Genomic DNA, 18,511 nt, shown 5'->3' with positions numbered 1-18,511 from the left:
TCACCCGATTCTCGCATCGGACGGGATCGCTCCCGTCCGAGATCACTTGTTCTCTTCGGCGTCCTTCTGGACCTTCTTCAGCGACTCCACGAGGTCCTTGGCCGGGGTCTGCAGCGACAGCGCGGTGCCGCCGGACGACTCCGCGAGACCCGCCTGCACGGCTTCGTCGGTCTGGAAGATCTCGACGAGCTTGAGGTAGGTCTTGTTGTCGGCATCCTCGGCACGTGCGGCGAAGACGTTGACGTACGGCAGTGCACTGGGGTCTTCCACGTCGTCCGTGGCGAGCGCATCCTCGAACGTAAGGCCGGCATCCTTCACGAAGTCGTTGTTGATGATCGCCGCGGCGACGTCCGGGAGCGAGGTCGGGGTGAGGGCCGCTTCGAGAGCCTTGACCTGCACCTTGGACTTCTCGGTGTCGATGTCGGCGAGGTCGGAGTACGGGGTGCCACCGCTCTTCAGCTCGACGAGACCGGCCTGCTGCAGCACGTTCAGCGAACGGGCCTGGTTCGACGCGTCATCCGGAACCGCGACGGTCTCGCCCTTCTGGATGTCCTTCACGTCGTCGTACTTCGTGGAGTACAGGCCGAGCGGGTAGATCGCCGTGGAACCGATGGGCGTGAGGTCTTCACCGGAGTTCACGTTGTACTCCGCGAGGTACACGATGTGCTGGAACTGGTTGAGGTCGACCTCGCCCTCGGTGAGCGCCGGGTTGGGCTGCTCGTAGGAGCCGAAGTCCACGAGTTCGACGGTGATGCCCTCTTCGGCGGCGGCCTCGACGAAGGGCTCCCACTGCGCGTCGCCCTTGCCGACGATGCCGATCTTGACGACCTCGTTCTCGGTGGATCCACCGCCGTCGGAGTCGGATCCTGCCGACGCGGTGGCGCATCCGGCGAGGGCGACGAAGAGCGGGATCGCGGCGAGCGCGGCGATGACGGAGGTGGTGCGACGTGACATGGAAGTGCTTTCTCTCTCTGGGGGACTCGAATACGTTAGGCAGGCTCGCGAGCGCGCGCGGAATCGTCCGTCACACGACGTCACAGCGGGGGTGGATGCGGGTCAGTCGAACTCTTCGATGCCCTGCAGTCGAACCTGTTCGAGGTCGAGCCGGGCGGAGATCCGGCGCACGACGATGTCGTCGACGGTGCCTGCTCCGCGGAGCCCGAGGAGCACCTCGCGCTTGCGGTCGATGAGAGCGAGCTTGAGCCGCGTGTGCTCCTCGTGCCGGATCAACGGCGAGCGCTGCGCGAGGTCGACATCGGCCGAGGTCGCGATGATCTGCAGGACCGAGCCGTCGACGGCATCCGCTCCCCCGCCCGAGCTCGGCATGACGGGAGGAGTCGTGTCGACCCCGCCGATGCCGAGGGGATCCGGCTCGTCGAGAAGATCGTCGAGAGCATCCGCCTCAGCGTCGATGAGGGCCTGTTCACGTGCCAGGGAGCGGGCGTTCTCGAACTCCAGCATCTGGTAGCCCTCGGCGCGCACCCGGTCGCGGACCTCCTGGCCCACGCCGTGCTCGGCCGCGAGATCGTCGAGGGCGGCGAGCGCCGCTCCCGAGATCGCGCGTTCGGCGAGCTCGTACTCCTCGTCCTCGGCATGGTCGACCGGGAACCGCGCCCAGCGCACGATCATCGGCAGCAGCGGCGCTTGTACGAGGAGGCTGAGCATGATCACGCCCGCCGTGACGAAGACGATCTCGTCCCGCCCCGACACGGCACCGCCCGCATTGATCGATGCAGGCACCGAGAGAGCGATCGCGAGTGACACGGCACCGCGCATGCCGGCGACGGTCGACACCGCCCGGGCGCGGGATCTCGCGCCCCGCGGCAGCGGTGATGCCGGGCGCCCCTGGAAGGGCACGTTCAGCAGCTGGAACAGGTAGCGCACGACCAGCAGCGTCGCCCACACGGAGAGCGTGATGAGCACCAGCCGTCCGATCGCCGCTGCCGAGATCTCGTGCGCGACGTACTGCACCTCGATGCCGATGAGCACGAACAGGGCGCCGTTGAGGAGGAAGACGCCGAACGGCCACGCGGCGTCCGCCTGGCGCCGCGACGACGCGGTCGTCACCCGCGGCGAGATGTACGCGACGACGAGACCCGCGACGACGACGGCGAGCACCCCGGAGGCGTGCACGATCTCCGCGGCGAGGAACGCCGAGAACGGGATCAGCAGCAGCGCGACGTTGATGACGATGGTCGACGTGGTGCGGCTCAGCAGCAGGTAGCCGAGGGCCGCGACGGCGACTCCGGCCGCGACGCCGCCGACGTACGACACCAGCACGTCCCAGGTGACCGAGAGCGGGGTGATCTGGCCGCCGAGCGCGACCGACACCGCGATCGCGTACAGCACGAGGGCCGTGCCGTCGTTCGTCAGGCTCTCCGCCTTCAGCTTCATGAAGGAGCGACGGGGCAGCAGCCGACCGAGGGCCGCGACGGCGGTGGCATCCGGCGGGGCCACGGCCGCGCCGAGGATCAGCGCGATCTCCCACGGCATGCCGAACAGCACCGCGATGCCGGCGACGGCGAATGCGGATGCCACGACCAGCACCGTGCTCATCGGCAGGATGTAGCGGAAGTCGCGGCGGATCGAACGCAGCGACGTGGTCAGGCTCTCCCAGAACAGGATCACGGGCAGGAACAGCAGCAGCACGGTCTCCGGCGGCAGCTGCACCTCGCGCAGCTGCGGCACGAAACCGAGCAGCAGCCCGAAGATGACGAGGACGAGGGGCAGGGCAAGGCGCACACGCGGTGCGATCAGGGTTCCGACAAGAATCGTGAGTCCGAGCAGGACGGTTACTTCGAGGCCTTCCATCTCTACCTCCCAACGCCTGTGGGAGAAGGATATTCCTGATCGGCTCCCCGCGGTCAGGTTCTCTCGATCTTCGTCCGCGAAGCTGGGGCGGACACCGCACGACGACGAGGGGGAATCGGATGACGACGGCGAGCGCACAGGACCCGGATCTCCCTCACCCCCGACGCGGTCGCCGAGGCGTGCGGCTCGGATTCGTGCTGACCGCCATCGTCGGAGCCCCCGTCGCACTGCTGCTCTCCTGGCCCCAGGCGGTGTCGGCCGAACGCCTGCCGGGGATCGCTCAGCTGATCTCGTTCCGCGCGGGGCTGGCGATCGCGCTGCTGGTCGCGGGACTCGTCTTCGCCGCCCTCGCGCGGGCACATCGGCGCTGGTCGGTCGCGGCGGCGCTGGCCGTGCTGCTCGTCGCCGCATCGGCGGCGAACGCCGGGGTCGTGCTGGCGCGCGGTGGTGGCGGGGTGCCGACGGCGAGCGCGGGGCCGGACGAGCTGACCGTCGTCGCCTGGAACACGCTCGGTGGGGCGGCCTCGCCGCAGTCGATCGCCCGCCTCGTGATCGAGACGGATGCCGACATCGTGAGCCTCCCCGAGACCGACGAGACGGCCGTGGCCGAGGTCGCCCGGCTCGTCGCCCTCGAAGGCAAGGCCATGACGGCGGACACGACCCGCGGGGCAGACGACGACTCCGACATCCCGACCTCCGTGCTGATCGCGGACGAGCTGGGCGACTACCGCATGGACGAGGATGCGGGTTCCACCCCGGGCCTGCCCAGCGGAGTGTGGGAGCCCGTCGACGGCTCCGGTCCGCACATCGTCGCCGCGCACCCGCTGCCGCCGCTGCCCGGCATGTTCGACGACTGGCGCGGCGGGCTCGAGTGGGTCGCCGATCGCTGCACCGACCCGGAGGCCGTGATCGTCGGCGACCTCAACGCCACCGTCGATCACCTCGGAGCTGCGCTCGACGGATGCCGGGATGCCGCGCTCGAGACAGGCGCGGCCACCGATGGCACCTGGCCTGCGGCCGCTCCGCTCTGGCTCGCCGCTCCCATCGATCACGTCCTGGTCGGCTCGGCCTGGGAGGTGCGCGGCGCGACGGTGATCACCGATGCGGCCGGCAGTGATCACCGCCCGATCGTCGCCGTGATCAGTCCAGTTCCTCGGTGAGCTCGAACCAGCGCAGCTCCAGCTCTTCGATCTCCGCCTGCGTGTCGGCGATCGCCTTCATCTTGTCGGCGATGCCTTCGTAGTCGGACTGGTCGTGCTCGGCGAGCGCGTTCTTCGCCTTGTTGATCTGCTGGGTGAGCTTCTCGATGCGGCGCTCGAGCGCGGAGATCTCCTTCTGGGCCGTGCGCAGAGCCGCCCCATCGAGACCCGCGGACTTCTTCGCCGTGTTCGTCGCGGTCTGAGACTTCGACGGCGCCGCATCCTGCAGCTGCCGCAGTCGCAGGTACTCGTCCACGCCGCCGGGGAGGTGGCGCAGGTGGCCGTCGAGGATCGCGTACTGCTGGTCGGTGACGCGCTCCAGGAAGTACCGGTCGTGACTGACCACCAGGAGGGTGCCCGACCACGAGTCGAGGAGGTCCTCGATCGCGGCGAGCATATCGGTGTCGAGGTCGTTGGTGGGCTCGTCGAGGATCAGCACGTTCGGCTGGTCGAGGAGCACCAGAAGCAGCTGCAGTCGGCGCTGCTGGCCTCCGGAGAGATCCTTCACCGGGGTGGACAGCTGGGCGGAGTCGAATCCGAGGCGCTCCAGGAGCTGGCCCGGCGTGAGATCCTGCGCCTTCGAGCCCGAGCCGAGCGTGTACGAGGTGCGCAAGCGGGAGATCACGACGCGGACCGGCTCGCGGCGCACGTCCTCCAGTTCGTCGAGGCGCTGCGTGAGCGTCTTGACGATCACGGTCGAGCCGCGCTTGACCCGCCCCACGGTGGGTTCGACGGTGCCCGCGATCAGACCGAGCAGCGTGGACTTGCCCGCCCCGTTCACTCCGAGGATGCCGGTGCGCTCGCCCGGCGCGATGCGCCATTCGATGTCGCGCAGCACTTCGCGCGTGCCGCCGTCGGTGCGGGGGTACGTCACGCCGACGTCGAGCAGATCGACGACGTCCTTGCCGAGCCGCGAGACGGCGAGCGACTGCAGGGAGACCTTGTCGCGGATCTCGGGCACGTCGGCGATGAGCTCGTTGGCGGCATCGATGCGGAACTTCGGCTTGGCCGTGCGAGCGGGCGCGCCGCGACGCAGCCAGGCCAGCTCCTTACGGGCGAGGTTCTGCCGCTTCGCCTCGATCGTCGCGTTCATCCGGTCGCGCTCGACGCGCTGCAGGATGTAGGCGGCGTATCCGCCCTCGAAGGGCTCGACGATGCGGTCGTGCACCTCCCAGGTCTCGGTGCAGATCTCGTCGAGGAACCAGCGGTCGTGGGTCACCACCATGAGCGCTCCGGAGTTCGCGTTCCACCGGCGCTTGAGGTGCCCGGCGAGCCAGGTGATCGCCTCCACGTCGAGGTGGTTCGTGGGTTCATCGAGGGCGATGACGTCCCAGTCCCCGGCGAGCAGCTTCGCGAGCGAGACCCGGCGTCGCTGACCTCCGCTGAGCGAGCCGATCTCGGCATCCCACGGCAGGTCCTTCAGGAGTCCCTCGATCACGTCGCGGACGCGGGCGTCGCCGGCCCACTCGTACTCCGGGGTGTCGCCGACCACGGCCTCGCTGATCGTGACGTCGTCGGCGAGTGTGTCGGCCTGGGACAGCACCCCGATCGTGGTGCCGCCGCGCACGGTGACGCGGCCGGAGTTCGGCTCCTTGATGCCTGCCAGCATCCCGAGGAGGCTGGACTTGCCGTCACCGTTGCGGCCGACGATGCCGATGCGGTCGCCTTCCTCGATGCCGAGGGTCACGGAGTCGAAGACGACCCTGGTCGGATATTCGAGATGAAGGGCTTCAGCCCCGAGAAGATGTGCCATGTCCTCTCCAGGGTAGTCGTGCGGGCAGGACCTAAGATCGACGGGTGCCAAGGAATCACCGGGTGTTCTCGCTCTCGCTCGACAATCGCAAGGCGAAGCTGGTGGAGTCGAAAAGGCGACCCGGTCGCTACGAGCTCAGCGTCGATGGGATTCCGCAGTCCGTCGTCTCGATGACGGACCCCACGGAACTCGAATACGCGTATATCCGGCACATCGCCCGAGCGATCGATGCCGCGGCCGAGCCCGGCGAGCCGTTGTTCACTGTGCATCTGGGCGCCGGAGCGCTCACGCTGGCGCGCTACGTCGAGGCCGCCCGTGCCGGGTCCCCTCAGCTCGTGGTCGAGTTCGAGCCCGCTCTCTACGCCGCAGTGATCGCGGCGCTGCCTCTTCCCGCCGGCGCCGACCTGCGCGTCATCTTCGGCGATGCGAGAGCAGTCGCAGACGCGGAGCTTCCCGGCGAGGGGCGATCCCCTTCCCCCGCACTCGGCGCGGAAGCAACGGACGGCAGCGCGGTCGACAGCGATTGGGTGGAAGCGCAGTTCACCGTCGTCGATCTGTGGGATGCCGCCGTCATCCGGCACCGCGTGGCCAGCCAGGAGTTCTACCGCCGGGTCGCTGCGCGCTCTGCAGCCGATGGTGTCGTGGCCGTCAACCTGCTCGATGGGCATCCGTTCGAGTACTCGCGGCGACAGGCGGCGACCCTGGGCACGGTGTTCGAGAACGTCGCCGTCGTTCTCGAGGCAGAACCCACCGACGATGAGGGACCGCTCAGCAACGTCGTCGTCTTCGCGAGCGATGAGCCGCTGGACATCGCGACGACCCCCGATCTCCTCGGCACACCGAGACCGCACATGCTCCACGGCGGTCGGCTGACGTCATGGATCGCTGAGGCGCGCATCATGACCGACGCCGACGGCACGGACTCCCCCGACCCCGACGACCCGATCTGGGACTAGCGCGGCAGGTCAGTCTGCGGCGGCAGCATCTCCGTCGCGATTCGAAAGTGAACATATCTTCGAATGTCGGTGGTTGCTGATGTACTGAGGTCATGGAAGCGATGGTGGATGCGACAGACTCTCAGATGGCGATGCTCGCCGATCTGGTCGAATCGCTTGCCGCTGCCGAAGCGACGTTGAGCAGCATGCGAGCGGCCCGCGACGGGCTTCTTGCACTCGCCGGCCGGCTGGCCGTCGACATCGCCCAGGAGGGTCGCCATCCCGACGGCGGCGACATGACGATCCGTTCGGTCGCGGCCGAGATCGGCGCGATACAGCGCGTGAGCGACCGGACGGTCGAGCGGCGGATGTCCGACGCGTCATGGCTGGTGGACCGTTTCCCGTCGGTGTGGCACGCGCAGGGCGAGGGGCGGATCAGTGCGGCGCATTCGCGTGTCATCGTCGACGCCGGTGCACATCTCGACGATGAGGCGGATCGCGCGGCCTACGCTGCGGAGGTCCTCGAGACCGCGGCCGTCGAGTCGCCGAACCGGCTGCGCCGTATCGCCCGGCGGATCGCGGAGAAATACCAGAAGCGCTCGGTGACCGAGCGGCATCGCGATGCCCGCGAGAAGCGGCGAGTGTGGATGAAGGATGGCGACGACGGCATGGCCGAGATCGGCATGCATGGTCCCGCAGCGCTCGTGCACGGCATGTTCGACCGGCTCTCGCAGATGGCGCATGCACTCAAGGAAGAGAACGGCAAGGCTGCGAAGGAGCCCGGCGCTGCACGTGACGAGCGGACGACAGACCAGTTGCGCGCCGACCTGATGGCGGACCTCGTCTTGACCGGCGCCCCGGCGGCGCACGACACCGAAGACGGGCTGCTCGGCGAGATCCACGCCCGGGTCGAGGTGACCGTGCCCGCCTCGTCACTGATCCATGGCGAAACGACCTCGGCCTCAGTTCGTTGCTCTCCCCCGGCCGAACTGGACGGCTCGATCCCGATCGATTCGTGGACCGCCCGCTTCTTCGCCGGCATGGTTGCGGGGTGGGATCGCGTCTTCACACATCCGAGCAGCGGCGCCATGCTCGCAGTCGACCGGTACCGACCCAGCGAACAACTGCGGCGACACCTCCGAGCCCGAGACCAGCGATGTCGGTTTCCGACCTGCGGCCTGGTCGCGCGAAAATGCGATCTCGATCACAACGTCGCGGCTGCGACCGGTGGACAGACGTGCCATGACAACCTCGCCGCATTCTGCCGACGGCATCACATGTTGAAGCACCACTCGCCGTGGCACGTCCGGCAGCAAGCGGGCGGAGTCCTCGAATGGACCAGCCCCACGGGCCGCGTCTACATCGACGAACCTCCGGCGCAGAACACGGTCAGGTTCACGGAGAGCACGATGGCGTCCGCACCATTCTGACGTACTGGTCCCCCTGGCCCACCGCTCTACGCCGCCGGGACCGCTTTGCGCCGCCGAGTGGCGAGGACGAGTCCTCCGCCCGCGGTGAGCAGGAGCAGCGCCCCCGCCAACACGCCGACACTCGCCTCCCCGCCGGTGTCGGACAGGCCACCGGTCGCGGCCGCAGCGGCACCACCCGACGTCGCGGCCGTGACGGTGGTGGCAGCCCATCCGATGAGTGCACCGTCGGCCGCGTAGACCGCGATCCGGTGCGCACCGAGCGCCGCATCCGCAGGGATCGTGACCGTCGTCGTGCCGTCCACCTTCACCACGCGCGTCCCCAACAGCACCGGATCGGAGAACAGGTACACGTCCACCGAGTCGCCTGCCGAATCCGCACCGACGGACACCACGGCAGTCCCGCCCTGCACGACGGAATCGGGAACCGTCACCCCGCCGCGGTTGGCGTCGGTCAGATCCGCCTCGCTCGGCCCGCCCGCACCCGTCTCCTCGGCGGGCACGACCGTGAGCGTCGCGGCATCCGTGACCGCCTCGCCCACGGAGTTGGTGAACACGGCCCGGTATTGGGTGCCGCTCGCGGATTCAGGGACGGCTGTGACCGTGAGCGTGGTCGTGTTCGCATCAGGGATGTCGACCCAGTCTCCCGCGTCGGGCAGCGCGGTCTGCCACCGCACCGTCGGCGCGGGGCTGCCTGTGCCGGTCGTCGTGAAAGTCGCATCCTGCCCGGTCTCGACCTGAGCGTCTGCAGGGTGGGTCGTCACGACCGGGGCTGTGGCCACCGGGTCGCCGGGGAGGGTCGTGCCCGGGATGGTCTCACCCGGAGCGGCGTAGATGTAGCGGATACCTCGGCTGAAAGCCGCACCGATCACCGACAGATGAGTCTCGTCCTCGAACACATGGGCGCCGAGCTCCAGCCCCTCATACCCACGACCTGCGAGCGTGTGCGCGAAGTTCGTCATGTCGCTCGTCATCGGGAAGCCACTGGTGGTCTCCTCCAGAGATCCGACGGAAAGGAAGACGCGCGCATCGAGCGTGTCATGCGACTCGGAGTACGCCTGCTCCATGTCGAGGATCGTGCGGTCGTCCCACCAGATCGACGGGCTCGCGATCACGAAACGGTCGAAGAGCCCCTCGTTGTGCAGCAGCGTGTACGTCGCGAAGAGACCGCCGAACGAATGGCCCATCAACGCGCGATCCTCGGAGTCGACGTGGTACTCGCTCTCGACGTACGGCACCAGCTCGTCGCGGAGGAACGACAGGAACTCCGGTGCACCACCGGAGTTCGCACCGGCGATGGCGGTCGGCGTCAGATCGAGAGTGCGAGGCACTCCGGAAGACGCGAAACCCTGGCCGGGATTGTCGTAGCCGATGCCGACGACGACCGTCCCCGGAGCGTTCAGGCGCGCCGTCTCGACAGCCATGCCGAACTCCGCGTTGGCGTCGGTGACGTAGAGCACGCGATACGGCTCACCCGTCTCGGTGTAGTTCGCCGGCAGCGCGACCGAGATCTTGTAGGTGCGGTCGGCCTCCGAGGTCGTCACCCAGGTGCGGACGTCGCGGATGAAGTCATCAGGTTCGCCCGATGCCGCAGCCGTGACCGCGGTCGGCGCTCCCCCCGTCGGCGCGTTCGCCCCCGCCCAACCCGTGGCGAAAAGGCCTGTCGCGGCCACCAGCGCGACGACCGTCGAGGCCCCGCGCGCCCCTCGTGTGATGAATCCCATGCGTCTTCACTCCCGTCCGTTCGGCTGAGTCGCTGCTCACCGTAGGACGGGCGATCGCACACCCCAATGGTTCAGGGGCACACCACCGACACCGCGGAGTGTGCACGTCGACATGCCGAAACGCGGACGAGCCGCCCGGCCCCCTCTCGAAAGAGGAGGGGACCGGACGGCTCGTGCTGCGTCCTCTCAGAGGACGGGGGTCTTACTCGTAGGACTTGACGATCTCGAGGAGGCTCGGGACGTTGGCGTAAGCCTCGGCCGCGTTCTCCTTCGTGACGATCACCGGGTCGAGCAGGTACGCCGGAACGACCTTGGCGCCGTTGTCGTAGGACTCGGTGTCGTTGACGTCGACCTCCTCGCCCTTCTGCAGCTGCTGGACCATCTTGATGGCCTGCTCGACGAGAAGCGTCGTGTCCTTGTTGATCGTGGAGTACTGGATGCCCTCCATGATCGACTTGACGGACTCGACCTCGGAGTCCTGACCCGTGACGACCGGAACCGGCTTGCCGGCCTGCTGCACCGAGGTGATGATGGCGCGGGCGAGGGTGTCGTTCGGGGAGAGGACGCCGTCGAGGACGGTGTCACCGCTGTACGAACCGGTCAGGAGCGTGTCCATGCGGTTCTGGGCGTTCTCGGCGAGCCATCCCTCGGTCGCCGTCTGAGCGATCTCGGTCTGACCCGAGACGACCTTCAGCGTGCCGTCGTCGATCTTCGGCTGCAGGACCTCCATGGCACCGTCGAAGAAGACCGCCGAGTTGGCGTCGTCCGGCGAGCCCGAGAACAGCTCGATGTTGTACGGAGCCTCGTGGCCCGCACGCTCGGCGAGACCGTCGAGCAGGGCCTGACCCTGCAGGTTGCCGACCTTGAAGTTGTCGAAGGCGGCGTAGTAGTCGACGGCCTCGGTGTTCTCGATCAGACGGTCGTAGGCGATGACGGTGGCGCCGGCATCCTTTGCCGCCTGCACCTGGGTCGCCAGCTGCTTGCCGTCCTTGGCACCGATGATGATGACCTTGGCGCCGTTGGTGACCATCGCCTGGATCTGGTTCTGCTGCTCGGCGACCGTGTTCGACGCGGGAGCGTACTGCACGTCAGCCTTGAAGCCGGCCTCGGCGAGGCCGTCCTCGAACAGCTTGCCGGCGAGAACCCAGTTCTCCGAGGTCTTGTCCGGGAGTGCGACACCGATCGTGGAGTCCGCGGCGAAGCCCTTTGCGGTCTCCTCCCCCGAGCCTCCGGTGTCTCCGCCGCGCTCCGAGGAGCATCCGGTGAGGGCGAACGCGCCCACGGCGACGATCGCTGTCGCCGTCAGAAGCATCTTCTTCATGTGATCTCTTTCTCTGGTGTGTGAAGGTCGTCTCACGCGTGCGAACGCGAGTCGACCCCTACTTTCCGCTCGTCTTGTCGACGGGTGGGGCTTGGTAGGTCTTGTTGGGCTCGAAGGTCTGCAGCGCCGGATCCTCTTTTCGCCCGAAGCGGCGCGTCATGAAGCCGATCAGCGAAGGACGACCCTGCTGCTTGTTCCAGACGTCGATGCCGACCGCGATGAGGAGCACGAGGCCCTTGATCATCGAGACGACGTCGGAGCCCTGTCCCAGCAGCGCGAGGCCGTTGTTGAGGAACGCCATCACGAGACCACCGATGATCGACCCGATCACGGTTCCGATACCACCGGCGACGGCCGCGCCACCGATGAAGACCGAGGCGATGGCGTCGAGCTCCCAGCCGGTGCCGTCGTTCGGACCGGAGGCCTGCGAGCGGGCGACGAAGATCATGCCGGCGAGGGCCGCGAGCACGGACATGTTCATCATCACGAAGAAGTCGACCCAGCGATCCTTGACACCCGACAGGCGTGCGGCCTGCCGGTTGCCGCCGACCGCGTAGATGTGGCGGCCGAAGACGGTGTTGCTCGTGATGAAGGTGTAGACGATGACCAGGGCCAGCAGGATCAGACCCGGCACCGGGAAGCTCGTGCCGGGGCGACCCGTGGCGAACATCCACGCCGCGGCGAGTACGACGACCGAGATCAGCACGACCTTGGTGATGCTCACCCAGAGGGGCGCCCGGTCGGAGCCCATCTTGTGCTGGATGCGCCGGGTGCGGATCTCCCAGAAGACGAGCCAGGCGACCGCGACGAGAGCGAGGAGCATCGTCGGGATGTTGAACGGCAGCGGGAGACCGATCTCCGGCAGGTAGCCCGTTCCGATCACCTGGAAGCCCTTGGGCACCGGGATCGTCTGCGCGTCTCCGATCCACTGCTGCGCGCCTCGGAAGAAGAGCATGCCGGCCAGCGTCACGATGAACGCCGGGACACCGACGTACGCGACCCAGAACCCCTGCCAGGCGCCGACCGCCGCTCCGACCGCGAGGCCGAGCAGGATCGCCAGCGGCCAGGGGAGGTTCCCCTCCGTCATCGACTTCGCCACGATGATGCCGGTGAACGCCGCCACGGAGCCGACCGAGAGGTCGATGTGCCCCATGATGATGACCATCACCATGCCGATCGCGAGGATCAGGATGAACGAGTACTGGTTGATGACGTTGATCAGGTTGCCCGAGGTCAGCGTCGCACCGTTGGGTCCGTTGCGGATCAGCGTCAGGATCTCGAACAGCACGATGATGACGATCAGGCTGCCGAGGATGCCGAACTGACGCAGCGTCGACGTTCCGCCTCCGCCGAACATCTTGGTGATGTCCTTGAAGTGGAACCCGGTCTTCGCGGGGGTGGATTCGGTGGTCATGCGGATGCTTTCTGGGTCGCGGACGTCATGCTGCGCATGAGGGCCTCGGGTGTCGCCTGATCGGCCGGGATGCAGTCGGTGACCCGACCTTCGAAGACGGTGTAGATGCGGTCGGAGATGCCCAGGAGTTCGGGGAGCTCGCTGGAGATGACGATGACGCCCTTGCCCTGGGCGGCGAGCTGGTTGATGATCGCGTAGATCTCGTACTTCGCACCGACGTCGATGCCACGGGTGGGCTCATCGAGGATCAGCAGGTCGGGATCGGTGAACATCCACTTCGCGAGGACGACCTTCTGCTGGTTGCCGCCCGACAGCTTGCCGACGCCTTCCTCGACCGAGGGCGTCTTGATCCGCAGCGCCTTGCGGTACTGGTCGGCGACCTCGAACTCCTCGCGTGCGTCGACGACGCCGTTGTGGGAGATCTTCGAGAGCTTCGCGGCGACCACCGAGCGCTTGATCGTGTCGAGGAGGTTCAGGCCCAGCGACTTGCGATCCTCGCTGACGTAGGCGAGCCCGTGCTTGATCGCCGAGGCTACGTCTGGCAGGACGATCTCCTGACCGTCCTTGATCATCGTGCCGGAGAGGTAGGTGCCGTAGGAGCGGCCGAACATGCTCATGGCGAACTCGGTGCGGCCGGCGCCCATCAGGCCCGCGATGCCGACGACCTCGCCGCGGCGGACGTTGAGGTTGGAGCCCTTGACGACCATGCGCTCGGAGACCGTCGGATGCTGCACCCACCAGTCCTTGACCTCGAAGAACACCTCGCCGATGTCGGGTGTGCGGTCCGGGTAGCGGCTCTCCAGCGATCGGCCGACCATCCCGCGGATGATGCGGTCCTCGTTGATCTCGCCGCGCGAGATGTCGAGCGTCTCGACCGTGCGGCCGTCGCGGATGATGGTGATCTCATCGGCGATCTGCTCGATCTCGTTGAGCTTGTGGCTGATCATGATCGACGCGATGCCCTTGGCCTTGAGGCCCAGGATCAGGTCGAGCAGGTGCTGCGAGTCGGACTCGTTGAGCGCCGCCGTCGGCTCGTCGAGGATGAGGAGCTTGACGTCCTTGTTGAGAGCCTTCGCGATCTCGATGAGCTGCTGCTTGCCGACGCCGAGGGTCTTGATCTGCACGTCGGGGTCTTCTCGCAGCCCGACGCGCGCGAGCAGTTCGACCGACCGCTGCTTCTGCGCCTGCCAGTCGATCCGCCCGAAGCGCTTGATCTCGTTGCCGAGGAAGATGTTCTCGGTGATCGAGAGCTCCGGGATCAGCGCGAGCTCCTGGTGGATGATCGCGATACCGGCCTGCTCGCTCGCGACGATGTCCTTGAAGCGCTGTTCCTCGCCGTAGAGCAGGATCTCGCCCTCGTAGGTGCCGTACGGGTAAACACCCGAGAGGACCTTCATCAGAGTGGACTTCCCGGCGCCGTTCTCGCCGCAGATCGCGTGGATCTCGGCTGCGCGCACGGTGATGGATACGTCGGCGAGTGCCTTGACCCCCGGGAACTCCTTCGTGATGCTACGCATCTCCAGGATGGGGCCTGACACTGTCGGCAACGTTGCTGTGGTGCTCACGTATCTTCCTTGCGACGTGCGGTCACCTCCGATGTGACCGTTCACATTGATATATCGTCCTCGCCGAACCCGGGACTGTCAAGTCAGGGTCCGGATTTCGTGTCGCTACCGTGATGCAGCGGACTCACGAGCACGAAGGAGGGTCTTCAACGGCCCGAAGTCCGGCACCTGATCGCCGCGGATCTGCGCGAGGAGGATGCGCACGGCTCGTCGCCCGAGCTCGGGGAAGTCCTGGTGCACGGTGCTCAGCGTGGGTGCGACGTGCGCCGCGACCGGGATGTCGTCGAAGCCGATGACGCTGACGTCGTGCGGCACACGCACGCCCGCATCGCGGAAACCGTGCATCAGACCGATCGCCATCAGATCGTTCGCCGCGAATACGGCCGTGAAGTCGCGGCGGCGGGACAGCTCCTGCCCTGCGAAATATCCGAAGTCCGCGGTCCAGTCGCCGCGGATCGGGGGGAACGTCGGCAGGTCCGCTTCCCGCAGTCCGTCGAGGTAGCCGCGCATGCGGGACTCCGCCTCGATCCAGTCCTGCGGGCCGGCGAGGTGGAGGATATCGCTGTGACCGAGCGAGATCAGGTGCTCCGTCGCCGCTCGCGCACCCGCGACCTGATCGGCCGAGAGACTGACGCCGTCGGACCCCGAGGCCGTCTGCAGGTTCACGAACGGGATGTCCAACGACATGCCGCGCAGCACATGGAAGACACGCACCTGCGGGGCCAGCACGACGATGCCGTCGACCTGCTCCCGCGCCAGCTGACGCACGGCGTTGCCGATCGCCTCCGGTGTCGTGTCGGCGAGATTCAGGGTCGAGACGGAGTAGCCCTCTTCCCTGGCGGCATCCTCGATGCTGGCGATCGACGACGTCGGACCGAACTCCCCGATGGTCGCCGACAGGATGCCCAGCATGTTCGACCTGCTCGTCACGAGTGCCCGCGCCGCGAGGTTCGGTCGGTAGTCGAGCACGGAGATCGCGTCGAGGACCTTGGCCTTCGTCTCCGGACGGATGCTGGGGTGATCGTTCAGCACCCGCGAGACGGTCTGGTGCGACACCCCCGCGAGACGCGCGACGTCGCGGATGCTCGGCATCCGGGCACGCTCGGAGGCGGTGGACATCGCAGGCCTCCTCGCATGTGCACGGTCACATCGTCTCTACATTATGTCTCTCGACGAGCGTGCGTGCACCTCTCGATGCCCGACCTCCCGCAGATCGAGGTTGTGCGTCGGCACCGCAAGGACCGCCCGTTTTCGTCGAGCGGCACCGGTACAGGCCCCATCCCGCATGGCAGGGTGACAGCGTGGACACTCTGCTGCGCGGCGGGCGCGTCATCGACCCGAAGGCGGAAACCGACCGGATCACCGACCTCCTGATCGCCGACGGGCATGTGGCCGCGCTCGGCGACGGGCTCATCGCCCCGCGCGATGCCGAGGTGGTGGATGCCTCGGGTCTCATCGTCGGGCCGGGTTTCGTCGACCTGCACAGTCATGTGCACTCCATCGCGGGCCACCGGCTGCAGGCGATGGACGGTGTCACGACCGCCCTCGACCTCGAGGCCGGACTCATGCCGATCGCCGAGGCCCTCGCTCGCGCCGCGTCCGACGGTCGCCCGTTGAACTACGGCTTCTCGGCATCCTGGACGCAGGCGCGGGCCTACGCGCACCTCGACCGGATGCCCGTGGCCGACTTCACCGCCTCGATGCACCTGCTCGGCACGCCGGACTGGCAGCGGTCTTCCTCCCCCGCGGAACGTCGTCGCTGGCTGGGCCTGTTGGAAGACGAGCTCGGCGCGGGCGCACTCGGCATCGGCGTGCTCATGGGCTACGCGCCACGGTCCGACCCGGACGAGTACCTCGACCTCGCCCGTCTGGCCGCAGCCGCGCACGCCCCGACCTTCACGCACGTGCGCGAACTGATCGAGGCCGATCCGCGCACGCCGATCGACGGCTCGGAGGAGCTCGTCCGCGCCGCCGCTGAGACCGGGGCCGCGATGCACCACTGCCACGTGAACAGCACGTCGCTGCGGCACGTCGACCGCGTACTGGGGTTGCTCGACCGCAGCCGGGCCGCCGGCTCCCGCGTCACGGTCGAGGCCTACCCCTACGGTGCCGGCAGTACGGCGATCGGCGCGTTCTTCCTCGCCCCGGAGAAGCTCGCGGGTCTCGGCCTCACCCCGTCGTCCCTCGTGCTGGTCGAGACCGGCGAGCGCATCGCCGACGAAGCCCGACTGCGCGAGGTGCGGGCGACCGACCCCGGCGCCACCTGCATCGTGACGTTCCTCGACGAGGCCGATCCCTTCGACCGCGCGCACCTGCAGCGCGCCCTGGCGTACCCGGACTCGATCGTCGCGAGCGATGCGATGCCGATCTCGTGGACCGGGGCGGCAGGAGCGACCCTGCACGAACAGCGCGAGTGGCCGCTTCCCGCGGGCGGCCACACCCATCCGCGCACGGCGGGGACCTTCGCGAAGTCGCTGCGTCTGATGGTTCGGGAGAGCGGCGCCTGGAGCTGGATCGAAGCGTTCCGCCGCTGCTCCTATCTGCCGGCGCGGGTGCTCGACGAGGTCTCCTCGGGCATGCGGGGCAAGGGCCATCTGACGATCGGAGCCGACGCGGACATCGTCGTGATCGACCCGACGACACTGACCGACAGAGCGAGCTATGCCGACCCGACCCGCCCCTCGCAGGGCGTGCGCGAGCTGTACGTGCACGGCACTCCGGTCGTGCACGCCGGAGAGATCGTCTCCGACGCCCTCCCGGGGCGCGCGATACGCGGGGATGCGTGAGCGTCAGTCCTTCGTCCGCGCGCACCAAGGTCTGCGCAAGTCTCGTCGCCCGGCACCAACGAGGTGAGTGTGCACGCGGATAGTCTCGGCCCATCGCCATCGCCTCGAAGACGACGGCCCACTCGACCAAGAGGAGCGCACGTGTCCGACCTGAACGAAATCGGCAGCTGGGTGCGGGAGCACCTTCCCCGGATGCTCGCCGACGCGCACATCCCCGCGGCATCCGTCGCGATCCTGGCCGACGGCGAGATCTTCACCACCGTCGCCGGCATCCTGAACCGCAACACCGGTGTCGAGGCCGACGAGGACTCGCTCTTCCAGATCGGGTCGATCACCAAGACCTGGACCGCGACGCTCATCATGCAGCTCGTCGACGAGGGACTGCTCGACATCGACGCCCCCGTGCGCGACACCGTGCCGGCGTTCGCGATCGGGGACGATGCCGCGGCGACCACGATCACCGCTCGGCAGCTGCTGAGCCACGTGAGCGGCTTCGAGGGCGACATGTTCAACGACACCGGCGTCGGCGACGACGCGGTGGAGAAGTACCTCGAGACGATCGCCGACGCCCCGCAGCTCTTCGCCCCCGGCGAGCGCTTCTCGTACAACAACGCCGCGTTCGTCATCCTCGGCCGCATCGTCGAGGTGCTGCGCGGCACGTCGTACGACCAGGCCCTGCGGACGCACCTCGCCGCCCCGCTGGGACTCACACACGTGGCCACGACGGCCGCCGAGGCGATCATGTTCCGCGCCGCCCTCGGGCACATACCCGCCGAGGGCAGCGATGAGCCGGTCCCCGCGCCGGTGTGGAGCCTGGTCCGCTCGAACGCTCCGGCCGGATCGATGCTCGCCATGACGGCGCGCGACCTGGTGACCTACGCCCGCATGCACCTGGACGGCGGCCTCGCCGCTGACGGGACCCGAGTGCTCTCCGAGAAGAGCGTCCTGGCGATGCAGGAGCGGCAGGTCGACCTCCCCGAGCTCGGCCTGATGGGCGACGCCTGGGGGCTCGGCTGGGAGATCTTCGACTGGGAAGGCGGGCCGGTCATCGGCCACGACGGGGGCACGATCGGCCAGAGCGCGTTCCTGCGGATGGTCCCCTCCGCGGGCGTCGCGGTCGCGGTCCTCACGAACGGCGGGCAGGCCGTCGACGCCTACCAGTCGATCACCGCGAAGATCCTCGATGCCCTGACCGGGGTCACCATGCCCGCGCTGCCCTCGATCCCGGAGACCCCGGTCGCGGTCGACGTCGAGAGGATCCTCGGAACCTACTCGTCATCGGTCTCGGATTCGACCGTGCGGGTCGACGACGACGGCCGCATCTGGCTCGAGCGCACCATGAAGGGCATCTTCGCCGAGCTCGGTCCGGCCCCCGAACCCATCGAGCTCGTCGGCTGGACCGCGGACACTCTCCTCCCCCGCGAACCGCAGAACGGCCTGCAGCTGCCGCTGGCGTTCGTCGGCGACGACGGCAACGGTCGTGCCCTGTACCTGCACACCGGACGCGCCGACCGCCGGGTGGACGCCTGACCACCGTCGCGAGCCCGTCGGCCGAGGGCCGCGCCCGCCCCGCCCC

13 protein-coding genes are annotated in these 18,511 nt (G+C 68.1%); 5 read left to right on the top strand and 8 right to left on the bottom strand.

What is annotated here, in order from left to right; all coding sequences use genetic code 11:
- Positions 1-42: 42 nt before the first annotated feature.
- Together LC452_RS19535 and LC452_RS19530 are read right to left on the bottom strand one after the other, a co-directional pair.
- Entirely contained in the window at positions 43-954 is a 912-nt protein-coding gene (locus LC452_RS19535) for a MetQ/NlpA family ABC transporter substrate-binding protein (RefSeq protein ID WP_223628373.1), read from the bottom strand.
- Positions 955-1,056: 102 nt separating this feature from the next.
- Positions 1,057-2,811, bottom strand: coding sequence for a Na+/H+ antiporter (locus LC452_RS19530; RefSeq protein ID WP_223628371.1), 1,755 nt, complete (start codon positions 2,809-2,811; stop codon positions 1,057-1,059).
- A 119-nt stretch (positions 2,812-2,930) separates the two neighbouring features.
- On the opposite strand from LC452_RS19530, the gene LC452_RS19525 reads away from it, so the two are divergent.
- A complete protein-coding gene (locus LC452_RS19525) occupies positions 2,931-3,971 on the top strand; it encodes an endonuclease/exonuclease/phosphatase family protein (RefSeq protein ID WP_223628369.1) in 1,041 nt (346 codons plus the stop codon).
- Here the strand turns inward: LC452_RS19525 and LC452_RS19520 are convergent.
- The gene (locus tag LC452_RS19520) at positions 3,952-5,763 is read right to left on the bottom strand and encodes an ABC-F family ATP-binding cassette domain-containing protein (protein WP_223628367.1); all 1,812 of its coding nucleotides are present in this window, start codon (positions 5,761-5,763) and stop codon (positions 3,952-3,954) included. The two genes, LC452_RS19525 and LC452_RS19520, sit on opposite strands and share 20 nt — an antisense overlap.
- Before the next feature lie 44 nt (positions 5,764-5,807).
- Here LC452_RS19520 and LC452_RS19515 point away from each other — a divergent pair, with 44 nt between their 5' ends.
- Both LC452_RS19515 and LC452_RS19510 read left to right on the top strand, forming a co-directional pair.
- Complete coding sequence (locus tag LC452_RS19515; protein WP_223628366.1) at positions 5,808-6,719, top strand: spermidine synthase; 912 nt, start codon at positions 5,808-5,810, stop codon at positions 6,717-6,719.
- Positions 6,720-6,811: 92 nt separating this feature from the next.
- Complete coding sequence (locus LC452_RS19510) at positions 6,812-8,128, top strand: HNH endonuclease signature motif containing protein (RefSeq protein WP_223628364.1); 1,317 nt, start codon at positions 6,812-6,814, stop codon at positions 8,126-8,128.
- Between the two features lie 26 nt (positions 8,129-8,154).
- Here the strand turns inward: LC452_RS19510 and LC452_RS19505 are convergent, their stop codons facing one another.
- From LC452_RS19505 to LC452_RS19485, 5 genes are all read right to left on the bottom strand, one after another.
- Entirely contained in the window at positions 8,155-9,849 is a 1,695-nt protein-coding gene (locus LC452_RS19505) for an alpha/beta hydrolase-fold protein (protein WP_223628362.1), read from the bottom strand.
- A 202-nt stretch (positions 9,850-10,051) separates the two neighbouring features.
- Positions 10,052-11,170, bottom strand: coding sequence for a sugar-binding protein (locus LC452_RS19500; protein ID WP_223628360.1), 1,119 nt, complete (start codon positions 11,168-11,170; stop codon positions 10,052-10,054).
- Between the two features lie 58 nt (positions 11,171-11,228).
- The gene (gene mmsB, locus LC452_RS19495) at positions 11,229-12,584 is read right to left on the bottom strand and encodes a multiple monosaccharide ABC transporter permease (protein ID WP_223628358.1); all 1,356 of its coding nucleotides are present in this window, start codon (positions 12,582-12,584) and stop codon (positions 11,229-11,231) included.
- Positions 12,581-14,101: a multiple monosaccharide ABC transporter ATP-binding protein gene (gene mmsA, locus LC452_RS19490; protein ID WP_263294347.1), complete on the bottom strand. Its 1,521-nt coding sequence runs from the start codon at positions 14,099-14,101 to the stop codon at positions 12,581-12,583. The genes mmsB and mmsA overlap by 4 nt, the downstream gene beginning before the upstream one ends.
- A 153-nt stretch (positions 14,102-14,254) precedes the next feature.
- Positions 14,255-15,268: a LacI family DNA-binding transcriptional regulator gene (locus LC452_RS19485; RefSeq protein WP_223628356.1), complete on the bottom strand. Its 1,014-nt coding sequence runs from the start codon at positions 15,266-15,268 to the stop codon at positions 14,255-14,257.
- A gap of 182 nt (positions 15,269-15,450) precedes the next feature.
- Here LC452_RS19485 and LC452_RS19480 point away from each other — a divergent pair, with 182 nt between their 5' ends.
- Both LC452_RS19480 and LC452_RS19475 read left to right on the top strand, forming a co-directional pair.
- Positions 15,451-16,935: an amidohydrolase family protein gene (locus tag LC452_RS19480; protein ID WP_308116487.1), complete on the top strand. Its 1,485-nt coding sequence runs from the start codon at positions 15,451-15,453 to the stop codon at positions 16,933-16,935.
- A gap of 141 nt (positions 16,936-17,076) precedes the next feature.
- Positions 17,077-18,465, top strand: a complete 1,389-nt coding sequence (locus tag LC452_RS19475; protein ID WP_223628352.1) for a serine hydrolase — start codon at positions 17,077-17,079, stop codon at positions 18,463-18,465.
- The last annotated feature ends 46 nt before the right edge of the window (positions 18,466-18,511 follow it).

Origin of the sequence: Microbacterium sp. EST19A, from assembly GCF_019969685.1 — a bacterium.
Classification (GTDB): domain Bacteria; phylum Actinomycetota; class Actinomycetes; order Actinomycetales; family Microbacteriaceae; genus Microbacterium.
The sequence above is the reverse complement of the archived record's forward strand: the minus strand, read 5'-3'. Positions and strand labels throughout refer to the sequence as shown.

Coding starts and splice junctions, on each gene's coding strand:
- mmsB (WP_223628358.1), bottom strand. CDS start 12,584: ATGACCACCGAATCCACCCCCGCGAAGACCGGGTTCCACTTCAAGGAC.
- LC452_RS19510 (WP_223628364.1), top strand. CDS start 6,812: ATGGAAGCGATGGTGGATGCGACAGACTCTCAGATGGCGATGCTCGCC.
- LC452_RS19520 (WP_223628367.1), bottom strand. CDS start 5,763: ATGGCACATCTTCTCGGGGCTGAAGCCCTTCATCTCGAATATCCGACC.
- LC452_RS19505 (WP_223628362.1), bottom strand. CDS start 9,849: ATGGGATTCATCACACGAGGGGCGCGCGGGGCCTCGACGGTCGTCGCG.
- LC452_RS19485 (WP_223628356.1), bottom strand. CDS start 15,268: ATGTCCACCGCCTCCGAGCGTGCCCGGATGCCGAGCATCCGCGACGTC.
- LC452_RS19525 (WP_223628369.1), top strand. CDS start 2,931: ATGACGACGGCGAGCGCACAGGACCCGGATCTCCCTCACCCCCGACGC.
- LC452_RS19530 (WP_223628371.1), bottom strand. CDS start 2,811: ATGGAAGGCCTCGAAGTAACCGTCCTGCTCGGACTCACGATTCTTGTC.
- LC452_RS19500 (WP_223628360.1), bottom strand. CDS start 11,170: ATGAAGAAGATGCTTCTGACGGCGACAGCGATCGTCGCCGTGGGCGCG.
- LC452_RS19535 (WP_223628373.1), bottom strand. CDS start 954: ATGTCACGTCGCACCACCTCCGTCATCGCCGCGCTCGCCGCGATCCCG.
- mmsA (WP_263294347.1), bottom strand. CDS start 14,101: ATGCGTAGCATCACGAAGGAGTTCCCGGGGGTCAAGGCACTCGCCGAC.